Raw genomic sequence first — 20,228 nt, forward strand, 5'->3', positions numbered from 1 at the left:
ATCAGAGATCAATAGGATTCGGATCAACAGCCTATGGGTACGCGATCGCTCGAGCACTTCTTCAACCCCAGCAGTATTGCCGTAATTGGCGCATCGGAGCGCGACGGCAGCCTCGGCGGCGCCATTGTTCGCAATTTATTAGACAATCACTTTGGCGGTACCATTACCCCGGTCAACTCGCGCGGTTATGACTCTGTGTATGGGTTAAAGGCGCTGTCGCGTGTTAGCCAACTCAAGCATGCGCCGGAATTGGCGATTGTGTGTACACCAGCAGACACCGTGCCGCGGGTGTTAAAGCAACTGCATCAGTTGGGCGTGCAAGCCGCTATGGTGCTGACGGGCGGTATCGCACGGGCCCGCTCCTGGCAGTTTCGCCCCAGCTCTGAGCGCCTTGAGCAGGTGATTTCTCAAACACGCATGCGCATATTGGGCCCAGATTGCCTGGGAGTGATTGTGCCAGGGCGACAGTTAAATGCCTCGTTTTTGCACGTGCCGGTGCGCAAGGGCAGCGTGGCGTACATCGGGCAGTCTGGAACGTTGGCATCGAGCGTAATGGATTGGGCCTACAGCCGTAACATTGGTTTTTCTCACGTACTGACATTGGGCAAAAGCCAAGACGTCAGCTTGCCCGACATCATCGACTACATAGTGCAGGAGCCACACGTTCGAACTCTGCTGATCCAGCTCGACGAGATTGGATCTGGCAAGGCGCTGCTGCGCGCCTTGAGGGCAGCCTCGCGCCATAAGTTGGTGTTGGCGGTGAAGAGTAATCGCTTCTCAGACAGCCCGCTGAATCGCATTCCAACCCCCAAAGGATTGAACAGTCGCGACCAGTTGATCGATGAAACCCTGGCTCGCGCCGGTGTGCTGCGGGTATCGGCTACCGACGAGCTGTTCGATTGCGTCGACGCATTGAGCCGGCGCCGCGAAGGCTTTGGTCGTCGTTTGGCGATCGTAGCTAATGGTCGCGGACCAGCCATATTGGCCCTCGATCGCCTGCGTCACGATAATGGCCAGCTAGCAAGACTCAGTGATGAAACGCGCACCCACTTGCGTGGCTTGTTGCCAGAATATGTGCGCACGGATAACCCGGTGCTGCTCAATCCAGAGCTCAACCCTAAGCAATTGGCTGCTGTCACCACCACGTTATTGCGCGATCGCCAGGTTGACGCGGTGCTGGTGATTTACATCCCCAGCTTGGGCTCTAACGCGTTGGACAATGCCGAGGAGTTGGTGCGCATTGCCAAAGGCAGCAATAAAACCATACTGACCAGCTGGATGGGCGAATACTCGGTTGAGCGAGCCAGAGAGCTGTTTGATCGCCACGCCATCCCTACCTTTGATACGCCGGACAACGCGATTAAATCCTACATGTACATGGTGCAGCATCAGCGTACCCAAGACATGTTGCGGGAAACGCCGCAAAGTTTGGAAATTCCCATGAGCAGTGCTTGTCGCCAGCTGGGTGACGATATTCAGTCACAGCATAAACCGGGTCGCTACCTGCCGCCAAACGACGCTTGGCGGTTATTAGAGGCCTACGGTTTTCCATTTGCAGAAAATCGTTTCTTCACCAGCCGCAAAGAAATTCACGCGGTCACTGAGCAGGTGCCAGGTCCCTGGGTATTGCGTGTTCATCATCAGCGCTATTTGTATCCGTTTGCATATGGCGACAACCCCAGAGAGCGTTTGCGCAGTGTGGCGCGTGAGCTGCACACGCCCAAGGACATTCCTGTGGCTGCCGACCGTCTGGAGGCGGCCATTCATGTCGCCTTTGCTGACAGTCCGGTATTGGGTTACACCCTGCAGACCATGCATCGAGCGCTGGACAATTTGCAGTTTTCATTCGGCATTGGCCGTGACAGTGAACTGGGGCCTTATTTGTTCTTTGGCGGCGGTGGTACGACGGCGGACATCCTGTCGGATCGCCAAGTGGCACTGCCGCCGCTGAATGCCAACTTGGCTAAGCAGCTGATAAAGCGCAGCCATTTTTATCAGGTCTTGCGCGAACGTTCGGATGACATTAAGCGTGAGCTGGTGACACTGGAGCGCTGGCTAGTGGCGCTGTCGCACATGGCGCTTAATCATCCTTGGCTGGCTGGTATGGAGGTCAATGCCATTCGCCAGCAAGTGGGACGTTACTTGGCCATTGGCGTCGCAGCGGAAGTGGGCGTCACAGTAAAAAGTGCGATCCAGCCGTATCCACTCGAGCTGGAGACCAGCTACGTCAGTCCGCGTGACAACGCCTATGCCATTCGCCCTATACGCGGCGAAGACGAGCCTGCGCTGGAGGCGTTCTACCGCCGCCTGAGCCCAGAGTCGCTGCGACTGCGATTCTTCTCGGCCCGGCGCCAGTTCGATCACAAAGAGCTGGCACGTTTCACCCAGATTGATTACGACCGGGAAATGGCGTTTGTCGCCTTGCGCGAGGAGTTGCTGTTTGGTGTCGCACGAGTATGGATCGACCCTGACGATGTTACCGCGGAGTTTGCTGTGATCATTGACGACAATTGCCGAGGAGAGGGGCTGGGTAAGGCGTTGATGGACACCATCATTGCATACCTGACAGAGCGTGGCGTATTGCAAATCTATGGCACTGTTTTGCCGCACAATCGTGGCATGCTGTCGCTGGCAGATCGGCTTGGATTTAGTCGTCGTAATAATCCCGAAGAGGGCGTGGTCGAAGTGGGTAAGTCATTGAATCCATTAAAATATAGCTGGCAGCGCAAGCGCATGTACCCGCTGTAATCGGTCTGCTATATTGATGACTATAATAATGACGTCGCGGCAAGTTGGCGCGAAATTTTTGGGCATCCAAGCGAGCTGAGTCTTCTTATTGGTTGCTATGGTCTCAAGGGGTATAACTTGATCAGGGTTCTTGTTGTTGACGATCACGAGCTGGTTCGCTCGGGAATTTCACGTCTGCTATCCGACAGCAAGGGAATTGAAGTAGTTGGGCAGGCTGCCAGTGGCGAAGATGCAGTGCAGTGGGTGCGCAATGACGCGCCGGATGTCATTTTGATGGATATTCATATGCCCGGCATTGGTGGTTTAGAGGCGACGCGTAAAATTTTACGCGCCCATCCGGAGGTGCACGTCATTGCGGTGACGGCACTGGACGACAACCCTTACGCAGCGCGTTTAATGCAAGCCGGTGCGTCGGGCTACATCACCAAAGGCGCCGATGCCGACGAAATGATCGGTGCCATCATCAAGGTGCGCTCCGGGCAGAAATACATCTCTCCTGAGATTGCCCAGCGCATGGCGCTAAAGCCGTTCCAGCAAGATCAAAAATCGCCGTTTGATGAGCTGTCTGAGCGTGAAATGCAGATCGCGTTAATGATAGTGGGCTGTCAAAAAGTGGCTGATATTAGCGAAAAGCTGTTTTTAAGTCCTAAAACCGTGAACAGCTACCGCTATCGGATTTTCGACAAGCTGGACATATCCAGCGATGTTGAACTGACGCTGCTGGCCATGCGCCACGGGCTGGTGAATCCAGTCAGCTAAGGTATGAGTCAGTTCGATATTCCCGCCTTTCTTAGCACCCTCACTCGCCGTGCGGGTGTTTATCGCATGTACGACGATGCAGCGGAGCTGCTGTACGTTGGCAAGGCCAAGAATTTAAAAAACCGGGTATCAAGTTACTTTCGCGCACGCGGTTTGAACGCCAAAACCGTCGCTCTGGTCGCCCGTATTGCGCGCATTGAGATTACCGTGACCGGCAGTGAGGCAGAGGCACTGCTGCTTGAGCAAACGCTGATCAAACAGCATCGACCGCCGTTTAACATCCTGTTAAAAGACGACAAGTCATATCCGTATCTGCACTTATCGCAGCACCCATTCCCCAGGCTCAGCTACCGCCGCGGCAAGCGGCGTGGCGATGGGCGCTTTTTTGGCCCGTATCCGAACTCGGGCGCGGTACGCGAGGCGCTCAACCATATGCAAAAGCTGTTTTTGCTGCGCTCGTGTGAAGACAGTTACTTCAATCATCGCAGCCGCCCGTGTTTGCAATATGAGATCCAGCGCTGCTCTGGCCCGTGTGTGGGCAAAATATCCCAAGCCGATTATCAGCGCGACACCGAACACGCCGTCCTGTTTGTGCAAGGCAAAAGTCGCGAATTAATGTCGGCTTTGCAGCAAGATATGGAACAGGCCTCGGAGACGCTGCAGTTTGAGCGCGCCGCTGAACTGCGCGATCAAATTGATCTGGTACGCCGCATTCAGGAAAAACAGCATGTCGAAGCCGAGAAGGGCGATGCGGATGCATGGGCATGGGCCGATTGGCAAGGCATCGAATGTTTGCATCGGTTGAGTTTTCGCCGTGGTCGACTGGTCAACAGTCAAAACTTCTTTCCAGACAACCCGGCAGGCTTGGATGTCAGCGAACTGATGGCCGAGTATTTGGGGCAGTTTTACCTTGGCGGACATGCGCCGGAGGGTGTACCGCGCGACATTATTGTTGATATCGACTCAGAGTTAATGGAGTCGGTGGTAGCGGCACTAGAGTTGTCGCAGCAACGCCGTTGTTATCACGTGCGCGGCGTGCGTGGCCAGCCTCGGCAATGGTTGCACATGGCGCAGGAGAACGCTCGCGCCGGGGCGCAAAATCAACTGTCAGCGGCGCAGGCCGCTAAACAAAAGCTGCTCGATGTGCAGGCGCTGTTGAAGTTGCCAGAAACGCCCAGGCGCATTGAGTGCTTTGACATCTCTCACTCTCAAGGTGAAGCTACCTTTGCCTCCTGCGTGGTGTACGATCAAGACGGGCTGAACAAAAGCCGTTACCGGCGCTTTGCCATCAAAGGCGTCGCGGCGGGCGACGATTATGCCGCCCTTGAGCAGGCCGTCAGGCGTCACTTGACGCGATTGCAAGAGCAGCAGGATTGTCCGGATTTGTTGTTGATTGATGGCGGTAAAGGGCAAATCGGTCGCATACAGACGTTGCTCGACGAGATGGGACTTGGCACCATTCACGCTTTCGGCATTTCCAAAGGCGAAACGCGCAAGTCCGGCTGGGAGTTTTTATGGTCGGCCGGTGTAGCGCAACCCATCGTGCCAGATGCTCACAACGATGGCTTTCGACTGTTGCAATGGGTGCGCGACGAATCGCACCGTTTCGCCATCACTGGCCACCGCAAAGCGCGGGCTAAAAGCCGCGGTCAGTCGGGGATTGAAGCCTTGCCGGGAGTTGGGCCCAAACGTCGCAAAGCGCTGTTATTGCATTTCGGTAGTTTAAAAAACATGACCGGTGCCGCGCGGGAAGAAATTGCTCGCGTTCCTGGCATCAGTAAAAAACTGGCAGACCAGATTTTCGCTCACCTGCACGGTGAAGCACAGGAGTAAAGCAACGCATGAACCTGCCCAATCTGTTGACCCTGAGTCGTATTGTGATGATCCCCTTGCTGGTGGTGTGCTACTACTGGGCGGGGCCGTCCGGCAAGCTCTGGGCTGCAGGCTTGTTTTGTTTGGCCGCCATCACCGACTGGTTTGATGGTTATCTGGCGCGGCGCTGGAATCAAACCACGCCATTAGGGGCGTTCCTCGACCCGGTGGCTGATAAGCTGATCGTCTCCGTGGCACTAATTCTGTTGGTCGAATCCCATGCGTCGTTGTGGTTGACCATTCCGGCCACCATCATCGTCGGCCGCGAAATTGTCATCTCTGCGCTGCGCGAATGGATGGCCGAGCTGGGCAAGCGCGCCAATATCGCCGTCTCCAATATCGGCAAAATAAAAACCGCCATGCAAATGAGTGCCATCACTTTGCTGTTAATTGCAGAGCTGCATACCTGGCTGGACTGGGTCGGCCTGACGTTATTGTACGGAGCAGCGGTACTGACCATTTGGTCGATGATGGTGTACCTCAAGGCCGCTTGGCCGCACTTGTCGACGCAGACAGAAGGGTAAAGTAGGCCTGTCGGATCTGCCTCGCGGATTTGGCAAAAGGCGCTAAGTATTTAAAAAGTAAGAAAAAACACTTGACGCCACAGCGCCAGACATTAAAATGCGCAGCACTTACGCGGGAATAGCTCAGTTGGTAGAGCACAACCTTGCCAAGGTTGGGGTCGCGAGTTCGAATCTCGTTTCCCGCTCCAATTCATTTCTTGAATTGATAAGTAGTCATCAGCTTGATGATATTGGCGCGATAGCAAAGTGGTTATGCCGCGGATTGCAAATCCGCTGACGCCGGTTCGATTCCGGCTCGCGCCTCCACATTTTGCGTATTCAGAGCACCCTGTGCCTGATTCCTGAACGGATGCGCGCACTCAGCCCGAGTGGTGGAATTGGTAGACACAGGAGACTTAAAATCTCCCGACCTAACGGTCGTGCCGGTTCAATTCCGGCCTCGGGCACCATCTACAGCAAGCTTTCCAGCCATAGCACTTACTAACTGAAGGTTGCTTTCATAATACCCAGTATGTAAGGATGCACAGAAAGCTCCAATCTGTCGCTGCTAACACCAAAAATTCTGCGCTTTTTCCCAGCATTTTTTTGCTTATGTTGCGCGGCCTTTCTCAGGCTACTTCACGATAAAAAGCGGCGTACTGCGCCTATTGCCTTGGCGCACTACCTGCCATGCGATACCAACCTGTTTGACTATTCGGTCATTTCGCTGCCCGCGATCGGGCAAGACTTTAGTGGTGATAAGTGCTTTGTAAAAACGTACCACCACGACCGCGCGCTACTGGCAGTGATTGATGGTGCAGGATGAGGTGAGCTGGCCGACAGCGCATCGGCTTTTGCCGCAAGAACGCTGGCCGAATGCTACGAAATGCCGCTGAGCGACATTGCGCGATTGATCGATGCGGGACTAAAAACATCCGCTTACGACCGGCCGGTCGATATTGCCATGATCAGGGTGCTACCAGAGCAGTTGGAGTTTTGTGCCATTGGCAATGTTGGCGTCCTAGTGGAGAGCACCTCGGGGATCAGTGTGCCGCTCCAGGACGGCAATCTTGGGCCGATGCCACCCAAAGAGATTCGCGTCCATCGCGTGCCACGGCCTGGCCGTTTCACCGCGGCCCTACATTCCGATGGGTTGTCCTTGCCGCACGAGTTCATCTTAGACATCAACAGCTCGGCGGATCATGTCGCCAGGCAACTGTACGACGTATCCGCGTTACCCGATGACGATGCCACCATCGTGGTATTTAGAGGTTGATATGAATAATGCACTCGCTCAAACCACCACCTTACGTCAGCAGCTGGCCAGCATCGTCGGCGCCATTCCTTACGGCATTATTGCTGTCTCAGAATACGGTGATGTCGAAATAGTCAATCATCCGGCGGTGGCGATGCTGGGGCATAAAAACAAGAGCCCGAAGGACTTTGTTGATGATGACATTGGCCTGATGATCGCTCTGGCACCCGACATATACGACAAATACGAGCGTTTGATTCTGTCCAGTAAACGCAGCTCGTTTATCGAGCCATGTCGGCCAACCGGGTTGGACACGGACTTGGTGGTGACTTGCCAGAAAATGCTCACCGGCACGCTGTTTGTGATTGAGGACCGCACGGAGCGCAAGGCGCTGTTGTACGATTTGTCTCACGATTTTCTGACTCGCTTGCTTAATCATCAGTATTTTGAGATTCGTTTGCGCTTGGCAGTGGAAAAATCCAAAGACAACGGCGCCTGCGCCACGTTTATTTTTATCGACCTGGATCGTTTTAAGTTGGTCGATGACATTGCTGGCCATGCCGCTGGCGACGACATGTTAAGGCGAGTTGCCATCGCGCTAGAAAGCTGTGTGAGTTCACAAGACGTGGTCGCTCGGCCGGGTGGAGATGAATTTGCTGTTCTGGTCTACAACGCCAGCACCAATCAAGCCAAAGACATTGCCCACAAAATGCTGAAAAAAGTGGAATCGTTAAAGCTGTTGTGCGCCGGCAAGGTGGTCGATGTGAGCTTATCGGCTGGCATTGCGGCCGTCGACAGTGAGCAATTTGAAGACATCAGGTTGCTGGTCAATGCTGCCGATGCGGCTTGCCGTTACGCCAAAAACGATGCCGAGACGCGAGTGCACCTGATCGAGTCGGATTACCGCGAGTATCGTAATTATTTGCAGGAGACCAACCTCAATCATGTGGTCAACGATGCCATAGCTAACGATGAGTTTTATTTGGTCGCACAAGAAATCCGTTCGCTGAACAGCGATAAACGTTTCTCACACTATGAGATTCTTATCCGGCTAAAAGACGAAGAGGGCAAAAACATTGCGCCGAATATTTTTATACCGGTGGCGGAGCGCTCGCGGGTAATGGCAAAAAATGATCGCTGGGTTATTCAGGAAGCTTTCTCGATGATGCGCCCGGACATGTGTTTATCGATCAACCTATCCGGCCAATCCTTCTCCGATTTGACCCTGGTAGAATTCATTGTCAACATGACCGACCGCTACCAGGTATCGCCTCGCAGCATCACCTTTGAGATCACAGAAACGGCAGCGATTGAAAACATCGATAAAACCAAGGAGTTTATATCTGCGCTGCGAAAGCTTGGGTATAAGTTCTCACTGGACGACTTTGGCACCGGTCTGTCTTCTTATCAGTATTTAAAAGACCTACCGGTCGATCACATCAAGATTGACGGCTATTTCGTGAAAGACATCGAAGCAGACACTATCTCTTGTGCCATGGTGCAATCGATTAACGATTTCGTGCATAAAATTGGCCTAAAGACCATCGCCGAATTTGTCTCCAGCGAAGGCATAGAAGACAAGCTAAAAGAGATGGGCGTGGATTACGCGCAAGGCTTTCACGTTGCCAGACCTGTGCCTCTGGCTGACATTGTCGCCGCTTGAGCCTCATCCGAGGGCTGACCACACAGTCTAATGCTTCGATTTGTGTCGGCGTTTTTCTTCGTACATGGCATTGTCTGCAATGCGCATCAACTCTTCCAACTCATAACCATGAGCGTCAGTGTAGGCAAAGCCAATGCTGGCCGACACAGATAGCGGTTCAATTCGACTGCCGTTGACAGCATCCACCGTGGCGCGCAAGCGTTCAATAATAACCAACAGCTGTTCGATGCTGGCAACGGGGTCGATTATCACCACAAATTCATCACCGCCAATACGCGCCGCCATATCGCCGCGGCGCAGGTCTTCTAGCAGCTGATTGCCCACCTGTTCCAGCACGTAATCCCCCGTGTCATGCCCGAGCTGGTCATTAATGGCTTTAAATCCGTTGAGGTCTAAAAATAACAGTGCCACGCTGGCTTTGGTGCGCTCTGCGGTCGACAGCAGGCGGTTGGCGTACTCTTCAAAATGATAGCGATTGGGCAAGCCGGTGAGGGTGTCGTAATTGGCTTTCTGGTACAGCTGCTGCCGCTGTGCCTCTTCCAAGGCTTCAAACCGGGAATGAATGGTGAACATTTGTCGGTATAGGGTCGGCAGCACGATCAGGGCCAGCGCCACGACGACAAACCATCCCCATTTGATGTCCGACCAGATCACTTGCCGGTCAAAGTTCAGCTCCAAGGCGTAGTCTCGAAATGGAATCTCGCGGCTGAGCTGCAGTGGCGGTAGCCACTTCAGCACATGGCTACCCGAACCATACGCCGCTGACTGACCCACAACCCCAAAGCGCTGCTCGCCTACCACGGCATTTAGGTTAACGCTTAAGTTCCAGTCGTCATTGACGGTGGGGAGTAGGTCACTGACCTTCACCACCAAAATAGAAAGAAACTGGGGCCGCTGCTGCTGCAGTACGGTTTGCATCATCACCATCACCGGCTCGTCATCCAATAACAAAAACGGTTCGGTTAATACGATCTGCTCGCTTAACTGTTCAGGAAAGTGATTGGCAATAAAGTCTATGGTGCTCAAATCCAAACCTAACTGGGACGCCAGAAACGTCGGCTCCACCATAATCACTGGAATGGACTGCTCGCCTTGCAACTCGGTACGTCGCACTAACCCTTCGCCATCCACCAGCTGTAATAGGGTGGGTTCCTCGCCCTGCGAGTCCATCAACGCGCTGTAGTACCCCCAGTCTTCCTGGCTCACAAACTGCGCCGCTTGAAACATATGTACATGGGAAAACCGACTGGCCATGATGCTGGCGTAGTGACGCGCTGATTGAATCTCCAGATTTGGTTTGTCCTTAAAGTAAGTGTACAGACCCACCAGCAGCGTTTCGTTTTGTGCCATCTTTTCGCGTACATATTGGCTGATAACATTGGCTTCTGACTCAAACTCATTTTCCAGGCTTTGCATATTCCAAAACCAGGACAACACCAGCGACCCGATAAGCCCCAAGACCGTGGCGACGGTTAACATGCTGTACAGCACATTGATGCGCGTTTGTTTGTTCAGAACTGCGATCATTCGGGTGTCGTCCTTGAAACCTAAACACTGCTGATGAGCGGTAAACGACAGCGCTGAAAGCCGTCGTCCATTCCTTAGAGCATAGCCTGCACGGTACAGCCGGGCAGCGATAATCAGATCTTTGGCAGGAGAGGGCGCTCGGCGCCGCGCCTGACCGATAGCGAGGCGTTGCTCGCCCTAGCGCGGTGATCTATACCTAATTGAGAACACGACGTGAGCAACGAGCAGCTGCTGTATGGGTCAGCGTAGCAAACACCAATGGTCTGATGCATGTGGATGATTCGATGGCTGTTGCCACTGATGTTGCTGCATGCCTTCGCTCATGCCGATGATGGTCGCGCTACTGACGTCAACGGTGCTGATGGCCATAGCACAGGCGCTCGCTGGAGCGCAGAAGAGCAGGCTTTTCTAGCGCAACATCCGGTGATCAGTGTATCCAATGAAATGGACTGGCCGCCTTTCGATTTTGTCGACGACGGCGCTCCGTCTGGCTACAGCATTGATGTCCTCGAAAAAATATCCAACATTCTTGGCATTCGTTTTCGTTACATCAACGGACATGACTGGGCGACCCTGTATGACATGTTCGAAAAGCGGGAAATTGATGTCATCCATCCCTTGTACAAAACCCCAGAACGAGAGCAAGCCGGACTCTTCACCACAGCGCTGTACGCAGGCCGGCATCATTTTATTACGCTAAAAGATGCAGACGCTATTGAGTCGGCTGAACAGTTACAAGGGCAGACCATTGCGGTCATTCGTGGCTACGCCACCGCCGAATTTATGGAGCAAAGATACCCCGACGTCGATCTGCATTACACACATAGCCTGGAGGAGTCACTTGCAGCCGTAACCGGCGGCGTTGCATTGGCAACCATCGAAATCAAGGACGTCGCGCGCTACGCGCTGCAGCAGGAGGGGCGAGAGAGCCTGCGAATCAATAGCTGGTTCCGAGATTTGGATTACACCCGAGACAACAATCTGTACTACGCCGTCCGCAAAGACTGGCCCATCCTGCGGGATTTGTTCAACAAAGCACTGAATAGGATCAGTGTGTCGGAGTACGAAGCACTGCGCCTCAAATGGTTTGGAAGCCATCTGACCACGCGAATACCGCTGACGCCGGAAGAAGAAGCCTGGTTACAGTCCAACCCGGAAATCACCGTCAGTAACGAGGCCAACTACCCACCGTTTAACTTTTCCAATGGCGACCAGCCGCAAGGCTACAGTGTCGATATTTTAAATCTGGTGGCAGATCGCATCGGCGTTCGATTGAACTACACACCGGAAACTACCTTTGAGCAGCTGCTGCAAGGATTTAAAGATGGTGACATCGATCTGCTTCATAGCGCTGCAAAAACGCCTGAGCGCGAAAAAATCGCGCTTTATTCCAACAGTTATATCACCTTCAGAACCCGCTTCGCGACCCGTACCAATGTTGCAGACATCGAAAGCTTTGACGATCTGAATGGTAAAACCGTAGCGGCGGGGAAAGGGTGGTTTCAGGAGGAGTTTATCCGCACGCATTATCCCGGCATCAATTTGTTGTTGGTTGACAGTGCCGAGGACATGCTCGATGCCGTGGCATCGGAAGAGGCAGACGCCACTATTATGAATGAAAAAACCATTGCGTACTTGTTTTCCCGTGTCGGCTACACCGGGCTGAAGGTGTCCGGATGGGCGCGCGAACTGGACAATGATCGAATCCAAAAGTACTACTTTCTAACCCAGCCCGATGCCCCGGTTTTAAATAGCCTGATCAACAAGGCGTTGGGTTCATTAAGCACCCGCGACCTTGAAGATGCGCGTAGCAAATGGTTTGGCAGCGTCAGTCAGGGCCTGCCAATGGTGCCGATCAGCGAAGCAGAGGCTGATTATCTGCGAGCTAAAGGGGAAATCACTTATTGCGCTGACCCGGCTTGGTATCCGTTTGAATACATCGATGAACACGGCGTCCAAGGGCTCACTCGCGACTACATCAGTCTCATTACGCAACGCACAGACATGCTGGTAAATCTGGTACGAACCGAATCCTGGGTTGAGACCATTGAAGCGCTAAAGGATCGTCGCTGCGATATGGCCTTGCAAATTGCCGAAACCGACAGCCGGCTAGAGTTTCTTGATTTTACACCGCCCTATTTGTTTTTCCCCCAAGTGGTGGTCACTGTAAACGATGCGCCGTTTATCAGTGGCACCAAGGAAGTGCTGGACGAAACAATAGCCGCGGTCGCTGGGTATGCCATCGTTGAGATTCTAAAAAATAAGTACCCGGATATGGAGATTGTCGAGGTTGCCAATCATGAACAAGGGGTAAGGAAAGTTCTGGAAGGTGAGGTGTTTGGATTTATTGACTTCTTACCATCCGCGAGTCGGGCAATTTCAGATTATGGCGCTGGCTCGTTAAAAATATCCGGCAATTTGGATGAGAAAATCTCTCTCAGTGCTGGTATCCGAAACGACGAACCAGAGCTTACATCGCTCATGAGCAAAGCCATCGAGTCCATTTCTGATCGCCAACACAGAAACATCATGGACAAATGGCTCACCATCAAATACGAGCAAAGCTTTGATTATTCTTTGTTGTGGAAAGTGTTGGCGGTCGTGGCGGCCGTGCTGCTGCTGTTCGCCTACCGTAGCCGACAAGTCGCCATTCACAACAAGGAAGTGATGGCCATCAACGCTCAGCTAGAAGACGCCATCGTGGTGCTAAAAAGAACCCAGAGCAAACTGGTCGAAAGCGAGAAAATGACCACCCTTGGCAGAGTGTTATACGGCGTTGCGCACGAACTCAATACGCCGTTGGGCGTCTGTTTGACTGCCTGCTCCATGCTGCAAGATGACCTGGAATCCACGGCAGAAGCGTCTCATCGAGGCGGCTTATCCAAATCCGAACTGAGGCATTACTTTGCCGACAAGGAAGAGGTATTGAAGCTCATTGACAGCAACCTGCGCCGCTCAGCGGAATTGGTGTCGGTGTTTAAACAGCTATCGCCAGAGGAATATGGCGATGAGCTAGATGAAGTCAATGTGCTCGATTTTCTGACGTATGTGATTTCTCGCTTTAGCCATCTGATTCAGGACAAACAGATTCAAGTCCGCTATAAGGTGGCGGAACAGCTCGTCATCGTGACCCATCCGCGTGCGCTGGAAGTGGTGCTAAATCAGCTCATCAACAACGTGCTGGACCATGCATTTAATGACGCCAGCAGTGATCGGCAGCTGACCTTGTCAGCCTCATTGGCAGGTGAATGTGTAAATATTCAATTGCATGACAACGGCCAGGGCATTGACGAAGAGATCATCAAAAAAGTCTTTCAACCCTTTTACACCACCGCACGAACCAAGGGCAAAACGGGACTGGGGCTGAGCATCGTTCACAATTTGGTGGTGCACAGGCTGAATGGCAGCATTGAATACGCCGAAGGGTGTCCTGGAGAGCACGATAAAGGCACCTGCTGCCTATTGACGCTGCCTGTTAGTCTGACCAGTGGCCCAACCTAAGGCCTAATACGATGAGTGATTACCACTTGGCGAACAGCACCGACAGGTCTTCGCGGAAATCGAGGTAATCGTTTTCACCCATGTTCAGCTGATCGAAGTAGACGTCTTTGAGCTCATCCCAGTGGCTATCGTCCTGGCCGTAAATCAGATGACTGACGATGTTGTCAGCAATTTTGAGCGTTGCCATCATCATGTTTTCATCGGTGTTGGCGCCAAAGTCAAAAAAGGCCACTTCGTGGTGACAGAGGATAACCTTGCAAATGCTTCGCGGCAGTTTCCAACCATTGGCTATCAGGTAACCCACCACAGCATGAGTGGTGTGATAGCGATGGTCTTCATAATCGGTCAACATCAAAGTGCGATCCCGGGCTGCGTCCTTGAGACACTCGAGATAGGTGTCCTGATACCGAATACTCATCGCCGCAATGCCACAATCGTGAAAAAGCCCTGTGGTGTATAAGTCCTCAAGCGGTATGCGATCTTTAATGATGGCGCCGATGTGCGTCATTGCCATTGCCACCCGTTTTGACTCGTCCCAAAATTGACGAAAGTCGATCGCTGATGGGCCCACAAACGCTTGTTGAATCAGCACGGATGCAACCAGCGCCGACGCCGACTCCAGCCCCAGCAACATGGTCGCCTGCCGGGCATCACTCACTTGGCGGTTAAAGCCGTAAATCGGCGAATTGATGACCCGCAAAATGGCTGAAGACAGCGCCACATCGTCGGCAATAAGACTGGCCAGCTCTGCCAGCGACGGATCATCTGAGTCGCAAATCGCACGCGCTCTGAGCAGCACATCGGGAGGTGAGGGCAGTATGAAGTTAGAGCGGGCTTCAGCGATGGCTCGTTCCACTGAGAACATGGCAGCCTCCTTGGCGTAACCGACGAGATTCCTCAGGTTAGCGTGAGAGGCACCGCCGTGGCGAGTCGCAATCATTGCCTTTCATGTCACTGCCATATCTGACACATAATGTGAGCCGAAAAGGGCAGTTTGCGAGAGCTTTCAACGCTCCAGCCGCAATGGTTTTATCCAGTGGACACCATCCGTAACACGGCGTCACACGATATCACGCGTCTCTTGTGCAGGGCGCCCATGTTTTAAAGAAGGTGCTGAATCTCGCTGATTCATTTGTCACCTGTCGTTCCGACCCAAGCCATTGCGCGTGTGCGTCGAATTGATAATCTTGTCGAGGATAGCTGCAGAAAGGAATGACTCATGGCCACGGAATACACACTGCAGAAAATAATGAATGCCCCCGCCGACAGCTATGTCGTGATTCATGGCAAACGCTACGAGGTATTTATCTTGGGGCTGTTTCAGGGTGAATATGGCGACAGCTTTGTTGATGCCGTTTTTCCGTTGGATGACGTTCAACTGGGTGATCAAGCGACTCCATCTCGCCCCGCAAGGTTGCAAGAAGGCTTTGAAGGGTTGAGTATCGGTGGCCAATACTGGAAGAAATACGATCGTAAAGCTTCAGTCGAAGGCGCCGGTAAAATGCCATTCCTGGTGTTTTAGCCAGCATAGGCGTGTAGCGTGCCCCACAAAGCCGTGAGCAACTAGCCTTTCAGGAATAATTGAAACTTCTCTGAATTCTCAATTGGGGCAGCCAATCTCACCTTCGCGGACCGATGACTGTACTGCTAGTTCATGCGGAAGGAAGAACACACCATTTGGGCATGAGCGGACAGTCACAGGCTGAGCGCGAGGAGAGATCACCGTTGTCGGTGAATCACCGTAGGTGAAAACGCTCTTTCACCAAGAGCGAATGCGACTACTTTACTGGCCCAGGGTATTGGATACTGCAACTTGTTGCTATAACTCCCATCCAATGTAACTTATTGTAACTAGCAAGTATCATAACTCTGCAACATGGTCTTACATCTGGCCTATTTCTGGCCGCGTCGATGTGAGACGCTATCGCAGCGTTGCTCTCCTTTGAATTTTATTCAGCACAACCCCAAGGCCTTGCGTGAAACCGACAGAATTGAATCAAAATAACAAGCAGCCACAGCCCATCTATGGCCGTCGTGGCGGCGGCGTTTGGCTGTTGTTGTTTGCTTGGTCGTTTTTAATGTGGGGGGGCGTGCTGTACTGGAATACGCGCGCAGGCTAGTGAGCAAAGGTGCAGGCCGGCGCTCACGCGGATTGAGCTGAAGCCGATGGCGTCTGGTCGTCCTGTGTTTGCTCTTCTTTGTGACGATTACTGGCCAAGATGCCGTGATAGCAGCCTGGCGTGCAGTGCAAGCAGCCGTTTACGGCTGTACGAAAACGCCTTGCTTGCTCGAGCGCATTGACCGCAAAAGGGTAGACCCCCAAATACGTTCGAGTATTCGGCAGCGGCAGTCGGCTGCATTCATCGCTGTGAATGACGTGATATCCATCTGCCCTGGGTAGGTCGGTTACGTAGTAGTGCTTCATGTGCATGCCTCCGTGCTGCGGCGATATGTTACACCTCCTTACATTTGGCTCCAGATGAGGTTGACTGCTCATTTTGTGAGATATGTCTCACAATTCTTCAATTAACAGTGGTTGTGTCAGTACGCCAATAGCTGATCATTTAGTCAACTTGGTTTACCATGCGCAGCCGTTTCGCAGGAGCTAGTATGCGCAAGGTATTTTTACTGATCGCCACCACTTTGATAGCTCAGTTGAGCCTCAATGTGCAGGCGCAGACTGAGCCATTTAAAGTGGCCTTTGTATACGTCGGCCCGGTCGGCGATTCTGGCTGGAGTAAGTCGCACGATCTTGGGCGCGAGCATGTCGAGCGCGTGTTCGGCGATCGCATTCAGACCAACTTTGTCGAGTCTGTCCCTACTGGGCGCGGAGCCAGTGACACCATTGACCGCCTGGTCAATGAAGGCCACGACATGGTCTTCACAACATCTTGGGGGTACATGATTCCCACCGATCGCGCCGCCCAAAACCACCCCAATGTGTTGTTTGAGCACGCAACCGGTATTCGCCGTGGCGATAATCTCTCGACCTATGCCAATCGCGCCTATCAGGGGCGTTACTTGGCAGGCGTGGCAGCAGGCTCGATGAGTAAAAGCGGTGTCATTGGCTATGTGGCTGCCCATCCTGTGGTTGAGATCATTCGTGGCATAAACGCTTTCACCTTAGGTGTGCGCAGTGTGAATCCCGATGCTCAGGTTCAGGTGGAGTGGACCCGCTCTTGGTATGACCCTAAGACTGAACGTCAGCTCACCAATACTCTAATCAACCAAGGTGCGGACGTCATCGCTCAGCACACAGATAGCCCGGCGCCCATCCAAACGGCAGAGCGTCGCGGTGTCTACAGTATTGGTTATCACACCGACATGAGTCGCTTTGCGCCCGAGCATCATTTGCTGTCCATTGTGCACGATTGGGGTGCGGTCTATGAGCAGCGTATTCAGGCCGCACTGGACCAGCGCTGGCAGTCTGCAGACGTCTGGCAAGGGATGGACAGTGGCGCGGTCAATTTGACGCAAATACATAGCCAGGTGCCGGAGGCTGTTCGCCAGCGCTTAGAGAATGAGCAAGCTGCCTTATCCGCGGGCGCACAGAAGGTGTTTGCCGGCCCGATCAATAACCATCGCGGCCGTACCAAGGTGCGTGAAGGGCATGTACTGAGCGATCTTGATCTGATGCATATGGACTGGTTTGTCGAAGGCGTCAAAGGGCAGTTAAGAACACTTTAACCCCACTCCCTGCGTAGTTTTTCGCATGACGACGCAGGGTTCAGACCAATAGAGTCGTGCGCTTGGGCCTGTGATAATCGCGCTTTTGCATTGCCAGGCCCGCACCATGTCGCACCAAACACTTCTCGATCGAATTTGCCAGCACGCTCCGTCCTTGTGGGGGAGTGGCAAAGTGGCAGACTACATTCCGGCCTTGCAACGCGTTAATCCGCAGCAGTTTGGCATTGCGCTGCTGATGGCTGACGGCCAACTGTACACCGCAGGCCAGGCGCGCACTGGCTTCTCGATTCAGTCCATCTCGAAAGTATTGTCGCTGATGCTAGCGCTACAGCGCCACGGCGAGCAGTTGTGGCAGCGGGTTGGCATTGAGCCATCCGGCACCGCTTTCAATTCATTGGTGCAGCTGGAATACGAGCAAGGAAAGCCGCGCAACCCCTTCATTAACGCCGGCGCCTTGGTGGTGGTGGACGCCTTATTGGCGCGCAACGCCATGCCCGTACACACCATGCTCACCACGGTGCGCCGTCTAGCGGGTAACCCCAGCATCATCATGGATGAAGCCGTCAGTGAATCCGAGTATCAGCACCGCGAGCGCAACGCCGCCATGGCCTGGCTGATGAAGTCCTACGGTAATTTCCACAGCGATGTTGATGCCGCCTTGCGCGCTTACTTTCAGTTTTGTGCCTTGCATATGAACTGCGTTGAGCTGGTACGGGCCTTTAGTTTTTTGATGAATCAAGGCGTGTGCATGCAGTCCGGTCAACGCATCCTCAGCGCCCGCCAAACTCAGCAGATTAACGCCTTACTGCTGACCAGCGGCTTGTACGATGCCGCAGGTGATTTTGCCGTGCGCGTCGGAATGCCGGGTAAATCGGGCGTCGGCGGCGGCATTGTTGGTGCTGTGCCGGGCAAGTTCACGGTCTGCGTCTGGTCGCCAGAGCTGAACGAGTACGGAAACTCTGTAGCGGGCCTGTATGCGCTGGAGCAATTGGCCGATGAGTTAAACAGCAGCATTTTTCGCGGCTTGGGTTAGGCGAACTGACTCACCACTCTGGTATTATGGGCGGCCTTGAGTTTGCTAAAGGCCCATCATGCTGGACTACATTGAGCCCGTATTTCGCCCGCCAAGTGAAGGGCGCTCACTGATTTTTCAGGTAACCAATGGTTGCTCGTGGAATAAATGCACTTTTTGCGACATGTACACGCAACCGCAAAAGAAATTCCGCGCCCGCAGTGAAGATGAAGTGCTGGAGGAAATTCGCCAAGCCAAAAGCCTGGGGCCGCGCTTCGAGAAAGTTTTTTTGGCCGATGGTGACGCCATGGTGCTGCCAACCCATCGCCTGGCCAATATCCTGCTCGCCATTCGACAACACCTGCCCTGGGTGAAGCGTGTCGGCGCTTATTGTTTGCCTCGCAATGCGCGCAAAAAAAGCGCGCAAGATTTGGCCAACTTGCAAGCCTTAGGCTTGGGTATTCTGTACGTTGGCGCCGAAAGCGGTGACGATCAGGTGCTGCAGTTTATCAACAAAGGCGAAACCTACGGCTCAACACTGGGCGCACTGCAAAAAATTCATCAAGCCGGCATTAAAAGCTCGGTCATGATTTTAAATGGCATGGGCGGCGTGCGTTACAGTGAGCAGCATGCGATTAACTCAGCAAAGTTAATGAATGATGCTCAGCCTGATTTTTTATCCACCCTGGTGGTGAGTTATCCACTTGGTGACGAGCGGGTGCGCGATGGCTTTAACGGTGACTATGAACTGCCGGATCAAATGGCACTGTTTCAGGAGTTACGACTGCTAATCGACACATTGGAATTAAACAACACCGTTTTTCGCAGCGACCATGCCTCAAATTATCTACCACTAAGAGGCACACTGGGGGCGGATAAAACCCAGTTTTTGCAGCAGCTAGACGCGGCAATGAGCGGGCGCATTGCGCTGCGCCAAGAATGGCAACGAGGGCTTTAATGGATCTTTCAAACTTGCAACAACAAATAGGTTTGCAGGCAACCGCCAAGCAACCACCGCTAGAGCAGTGGCAGCCCGAACTGAGCGGCGATATCGATATCGAAATCCACAGCGATGGCGGCTGGTGGCATCAAGGCTCAGCCTTTGAGCGCCAAGATTTAGTGCGTTTGTTCGCTTCTATTTTACGGCGCGAAGGCGATGAATATTTCCTGGTAACACCGGTTGAGAAATGGCGCATTCAAGTCGAAGATCGGCCATTTGTTGTTACCTTGATTGAAGCCGACGCCGATGGCATTGAGTTTGTTACCAATGTCGGCGATAGCGGCCGCATTGGCCCTGAGCACCCGCTGCGTTTAAGTTATCGCCAAGGGGAGGCTGAGCCGCTACCCGAGGTATTAATACGCCATGACTTATGGGCACGCTTATCCCGCAATGCCTTTTACGAGCTGGTAGAGCACGCGGTGGAAATAGACGGGCAGTGGCGTATTCTCAGCGATGGAGAAAGCTTTGCCTTGGTTGTTGCTGAATAACACCAATACGCTGCTTATCCGTACGAAAGAATAAAAACACTGAAAAGCTTAATAGTGACGGCCTTTTTAAGGTTGTGTGCACTGGTACGCAGTCGCTATAAAGGGCTTGAGTTAAGTTACGCGCCTGATAAAAATAGGCCTTCATCTATAGCTGGCAGAGGTCTGCCCAATTCATGTTTTGCTGGCGCAGTGTATTGCTGCTGATTTGACGAA

The 20,228-nt window shown here is 53.1% G+C and carries 16 protein-coding genes and 3 tRNA genes; 16 read left to right on the top strand and 3 right to left on the bottom strand.

From position 1 onward, the window contains the following. Positions 1-33 precede the first annotated feature (33 nt). From CHH28_RS14370 to CHH28_RS14405, 9 genes are all read left to right on the top strand, one after another. Positions 34-2,748 (top strand): GNAT family N-acetyltransferase, encoded by a 2,715-nt coding sequence (locus tag CHH28_RS14370; protein WP_094060959.1) that lies wholly within the window; start codon positions 34-36, stop codon positions 2,746-2,748. 117 nt (positions 2,749-2,865) lie between these two features. Next, positions 2,866-3,507, top strand: a complete 642-nt coding sequence (gene uvrY, locus CHH28_RS14375; RefSeq protein ID WP_094060960.1) for a UvrY/SirA/GacA family response regulator transcription factor — start codon at positions 2,866-2,868, stop codon at positions 3,505-3,507. Between the two features lie 3 nt (positions 3,508-3,510). Then, a complete protein-coding gene (gene uvrC / locus CHH28_RS14380) occupies positions 3,511-5,340 on the top strand; it encodes an excinuclease ABC subunit UvrC (RefSeq protein ID WP_094060961.1) in 1,830 nt (609 codons plus the stop codon). 8 nt (positions 5,341-5,348) lie between these two features. Next, entirely contained in the window at positions 5,349-5,903 is a 555-nt protein-coding gene (gene pgsA, locus CHH28_RS14385) for a CDP-diacylglycerol--glycerol-3-phosphate 3-phosphatidyltransferase (protein WP_094060962.1), read from the top strand. 112 nt (positions 5,904-6,015) lie between these two features. Further along, positions 6,016-6,091: transfer RNA gene (locus tag CHH28_RS14390), tRNA-Gly, on the top strand. Positions 6,092-6,135: 44 nt separating this feature from the next. Then, positions 6,136-6,209: transfer RNA gene (locus tag CHH28_RS14395), tRNA-Cys, on the top strand. A 56-nt stretch (positions 6,210-6,265) separates the two neighbouring features. Continuing rightward, a tRNA-Leu gene (locus CHH28_RS14400) sits at positions 6,266-6,352 on the top strand. Positions 6,353-6,768: 416 nt separating this feature from the next. Beyond that, a complete protein-coding gene (locus tag CHH28_RS19940; protein WP_157729925.1) occupies positions 6,769-7,158 on the top strand; it encodes a hypothetical protein in 390 nt (129 codons plus the stop codon). Between the two features lies 1 nt (position 7,159). Further along, a complete protein-coding gene (locus tag CHH28_RS14405; RefSeq protein WP_199243913.1) occupies positions 7,160-8,800 on the top strand; it encodes a putative bifunctional diguanylate cyclase/phosphodiesterase in 1,641 nt (546 codons plus the stop codon). A 27-nt stretch (positions 8,801-8,827) separates the two neighbouring features. Here CHH28_RS14405 and CHH28_RS14410 read toward each other — a convergent pair whose 3' ends face one another. Then, a complete protein-coding gene (locus CHH28_RS14410) occupies positions 8,828-10,327 on the bottom strand; it encodes a sensor domain-containing diguanylate cyclase (RefSeq protein ID WP_094060964.1) in 1,500 nt (499 codons plus the stop codon). Positions 10,328-10,603: 276 nt separating this feature from the next. On the opposite strand from CHH28_RS14410, the gene CHH28_RS14415 reads away from it, so the two are divergent. After that, positions 10,604-13,828, top strand: coding sequence for a transporter substrate-binding domain-containing protein (locus CHH28_RS14415; RefSeq protein ID WP_233243628.1), 3,225 nt, complete (start codon positions 10,604-10,606; stop codon positions 13,826-13,828). A 19-nt stretch (positions 13,829-13,847) separates the two neighbouring features. Here the strand turns inward: CHH28_RS14415 and CHH28_RS14420 are convergent, their stop codons facing one another. After that, a complete protein-coding gene (locus CHH28_RS14420) occupies positions 13,848-14,693 on the bottom strand; it encodes an HDOD domain-containing protein (RefSeq protein WP_157729926.1) in 846 nt (281 codons plus the stop codon). A gap of 354 nt (positions 14,694-15,047) precedes the next feature. Between CHH28_RS14420 and CHH28_RS14425 the strand changes: the two genes are divergently transcribed. Both CHH28_RS14425 and CHH28_RS19945 read left to right on the top strand, forming a co-directional pair. Continuing rightward, positions 15,048-15,350, top strand: coding sequence for a hypothetical protein (locus CHH28_RS14425; RefSeq protein ID WP_094060967.1), 303 nt, complete (start codon positions 15,048-15,050; stop codon positions 15,348-15,350). 454 nt (positions 15,351-15,804) lie between these two features. Continuing rightward, positions 15,805-15,948, top strand: a complete 144-nt coding sequence (locus CHH28_RS19945; RefSeq protein ID WP_157729927.1) for a hypothetical protein — start codon at positions 15,805-15,807, stop codon at positions 15,946-15,948. A gap of 23 nt (positions 15,949-15,971) precedes the next feature. On the opposite strand, the gene CHH28_RS14430 is transcribed toward CHH28_RS19945, so the two are convergent. Continuing rightward, complete coding sequence (locus tag CHH28_RS14430; RefSeq protein WP_157729928.1) at positions 15,972-16,253, bottom strand: hypothetical protein; 282 nt, start codon at positions 16,251-16,253, stop codon at positions 15,972-15,974. A 185-nt stretch (positions 16,254-16,438) separates the two neighbouring features. Between CHH28_RS14430 and CHH28_RS14435 the strand changes: the two genes are divergently transcribed. From CHH28_RS14435 to CHH28_RS14450, 4 genes are all read left to right on the top strand, one after another. Beyond that, positions 16,439-17,515 (top strand): BMP family ABC transporter substrate-binding protein, encoded by a 1,077-nt coding sequence (locus tag CHH28_RS14435; protein ID WP_157729929.1) that lies wholly within the window; start codon positions 16,439-16,441, stop codon positions 17,513-17,515. A gap of 106 nt (positions 17,516-17,621) precedes the next feature. Next, the gene (glsB, locus tag CHH28_RS14440) at positions 17,622-18,548 is read left to right on the top strand and encodes a glutaminase B (RefSeq protein WP_094060970.1); all 927 of its coding nucleotides are present in this window, start codon (positions 17,622-17,624) and stop codon (positions 18,546-18,548) included. 58 nt (positions 18,549-18,606) lie between these two features. Beyond that, positions 18,607-19,485 carry a radical SAM protein gene (locus tag CHH28_RS14445; protein WP_094060971.1) on the top strand — a complete coding sequence of 293 codons (879 nt, stop codon included), beginning with the start codon at positions 18,607-18,609 and terminating at the stop codon, positions 19,483-19,485. Beyond that, entirely contained in the window at positions 19,485-20,015 is a 531-nt protein-coding gene (locus CHH28_RS14450; RefSeq protein WP_157729930.1) for a DUF1285 domain-containing protein, read from the top strand. Before CHH28_RS14445 ends, CHH28_RS14450 begins: the two co-directional genes overlap by 1 nt. Positions 20,016-20,228 lie beyond the last annotated feature (213 nt).

It is taken from the genome of Bacterioplanes sanyensis, from assembly GCF_002237535.1.
In the GTDB taxonomy this organism is placed as follows: Bacteria; Pseudomonadota; Gammaproteobacteria; order Pseudomonadales; family Oceanobacteraceae; genus Bacterioplanes; species Bacterioplanes sanyensis_A.

Excerpts from the sequence above, each read along its gene's own strand:
- CHH28_RS14370 (WP_094060959.1), top strand. The coding sequence starts at position 34 with ATGGGTACGCGATCGCTCGAGCACTTCTTCAACCCCAGCAGTATTGCC.
- uvrC (WP_094060961.1), top strand. The coding sequence starts at position 3,511 with ATGAGTCAGTTCGATATTCCCGCCTTTCTTAGCACCCTCACTCGCCGT.
- pgsA (WP_094060962.1), top strand. The coding sequence starts at position 5,349 with ATGAACCTGCCCAATCTGTTGACCCTGAGTCGTATTGTGATGATCCCC.
- CHH28_RS19940 (WP_157729925.1), top strand. The coding sequence starts at position 6,769 with ATGCCGCTGAGCGACATTGCGCGATTGATCGATGCGGGACTAAAAACA.
- CHH28_RS14405 (WP_199243913.1), top strand. The coding sequence starts at position 7,160 with ATGAATAATGCACTCGCTCAAACCACCACCTTACGTCAGCAGCTGGCC.
- CHH28_RS14410 (WP_094060964.1), bottom strand. The coding sequence starts at position 10,327 with ATGATCGCAGTTCTGAACAAACAAACGCGCATCAATGTGCTGTACAGC.
- CHH28_RS14415 (WP_233243628.1), top strand. The coding sequence starts at position 10,604 with ATGATTCGATGGCTGTTGCCACTGATGTTGCTGCATGCCTTCGCTCAT.
- CHH28_RS14420 (WP_157729926.1), bottom strand. The coding sequence starts at position 14,693 with ATGTTCTCAGTGGAACGAGCCATCGCTGAAGCCCGCTCTAACTTCATA.
- CHH28_RS14425 (WP_094060967.1), top strand. The coding sequence starts at position 15,048 with ATGGCCACGGAATACACACTGCAGAAAATAATGAATGCCCCCGCCGAC.
- CHH28_RS14430 (WP_157729928.1), bottom strand. The coding sequence starts at position 16,253 with ATGAAGCACTACTACGTAACCGACCTACCCAGGGCAGATGGATATCAC.
- CHH28_RS14435 (WP_157729929.1), top strand. The coding sequence starts at position 16,439 with ATGCGCAAGGTATTTTTACTGATCGCCACCACTTTGATAGCTCAGTTG.
- glsB (WP_094060970.1), top strand. The coding sequence starts at position 17,622 with ATGTCGCACCAAACACTTCTCGATCGAATTTGCCAGCACGCTCCGTCC.
- CHH28_RS14445 (WP_094060971.1), top strand. The coding sequence starts at position 18,607 with ATGCTGGACTACATTGAGCCCGTATTTCGCCCGCCAAGTGAAGGGCGC.
- CHH28_RS14450 (WP_157729930.1), top strand. The coding sequence starts at position 19,485 with ATGGATCTTTCAAACTTGCAACAACAAATAGGTTTGCAGGCAACCGCC.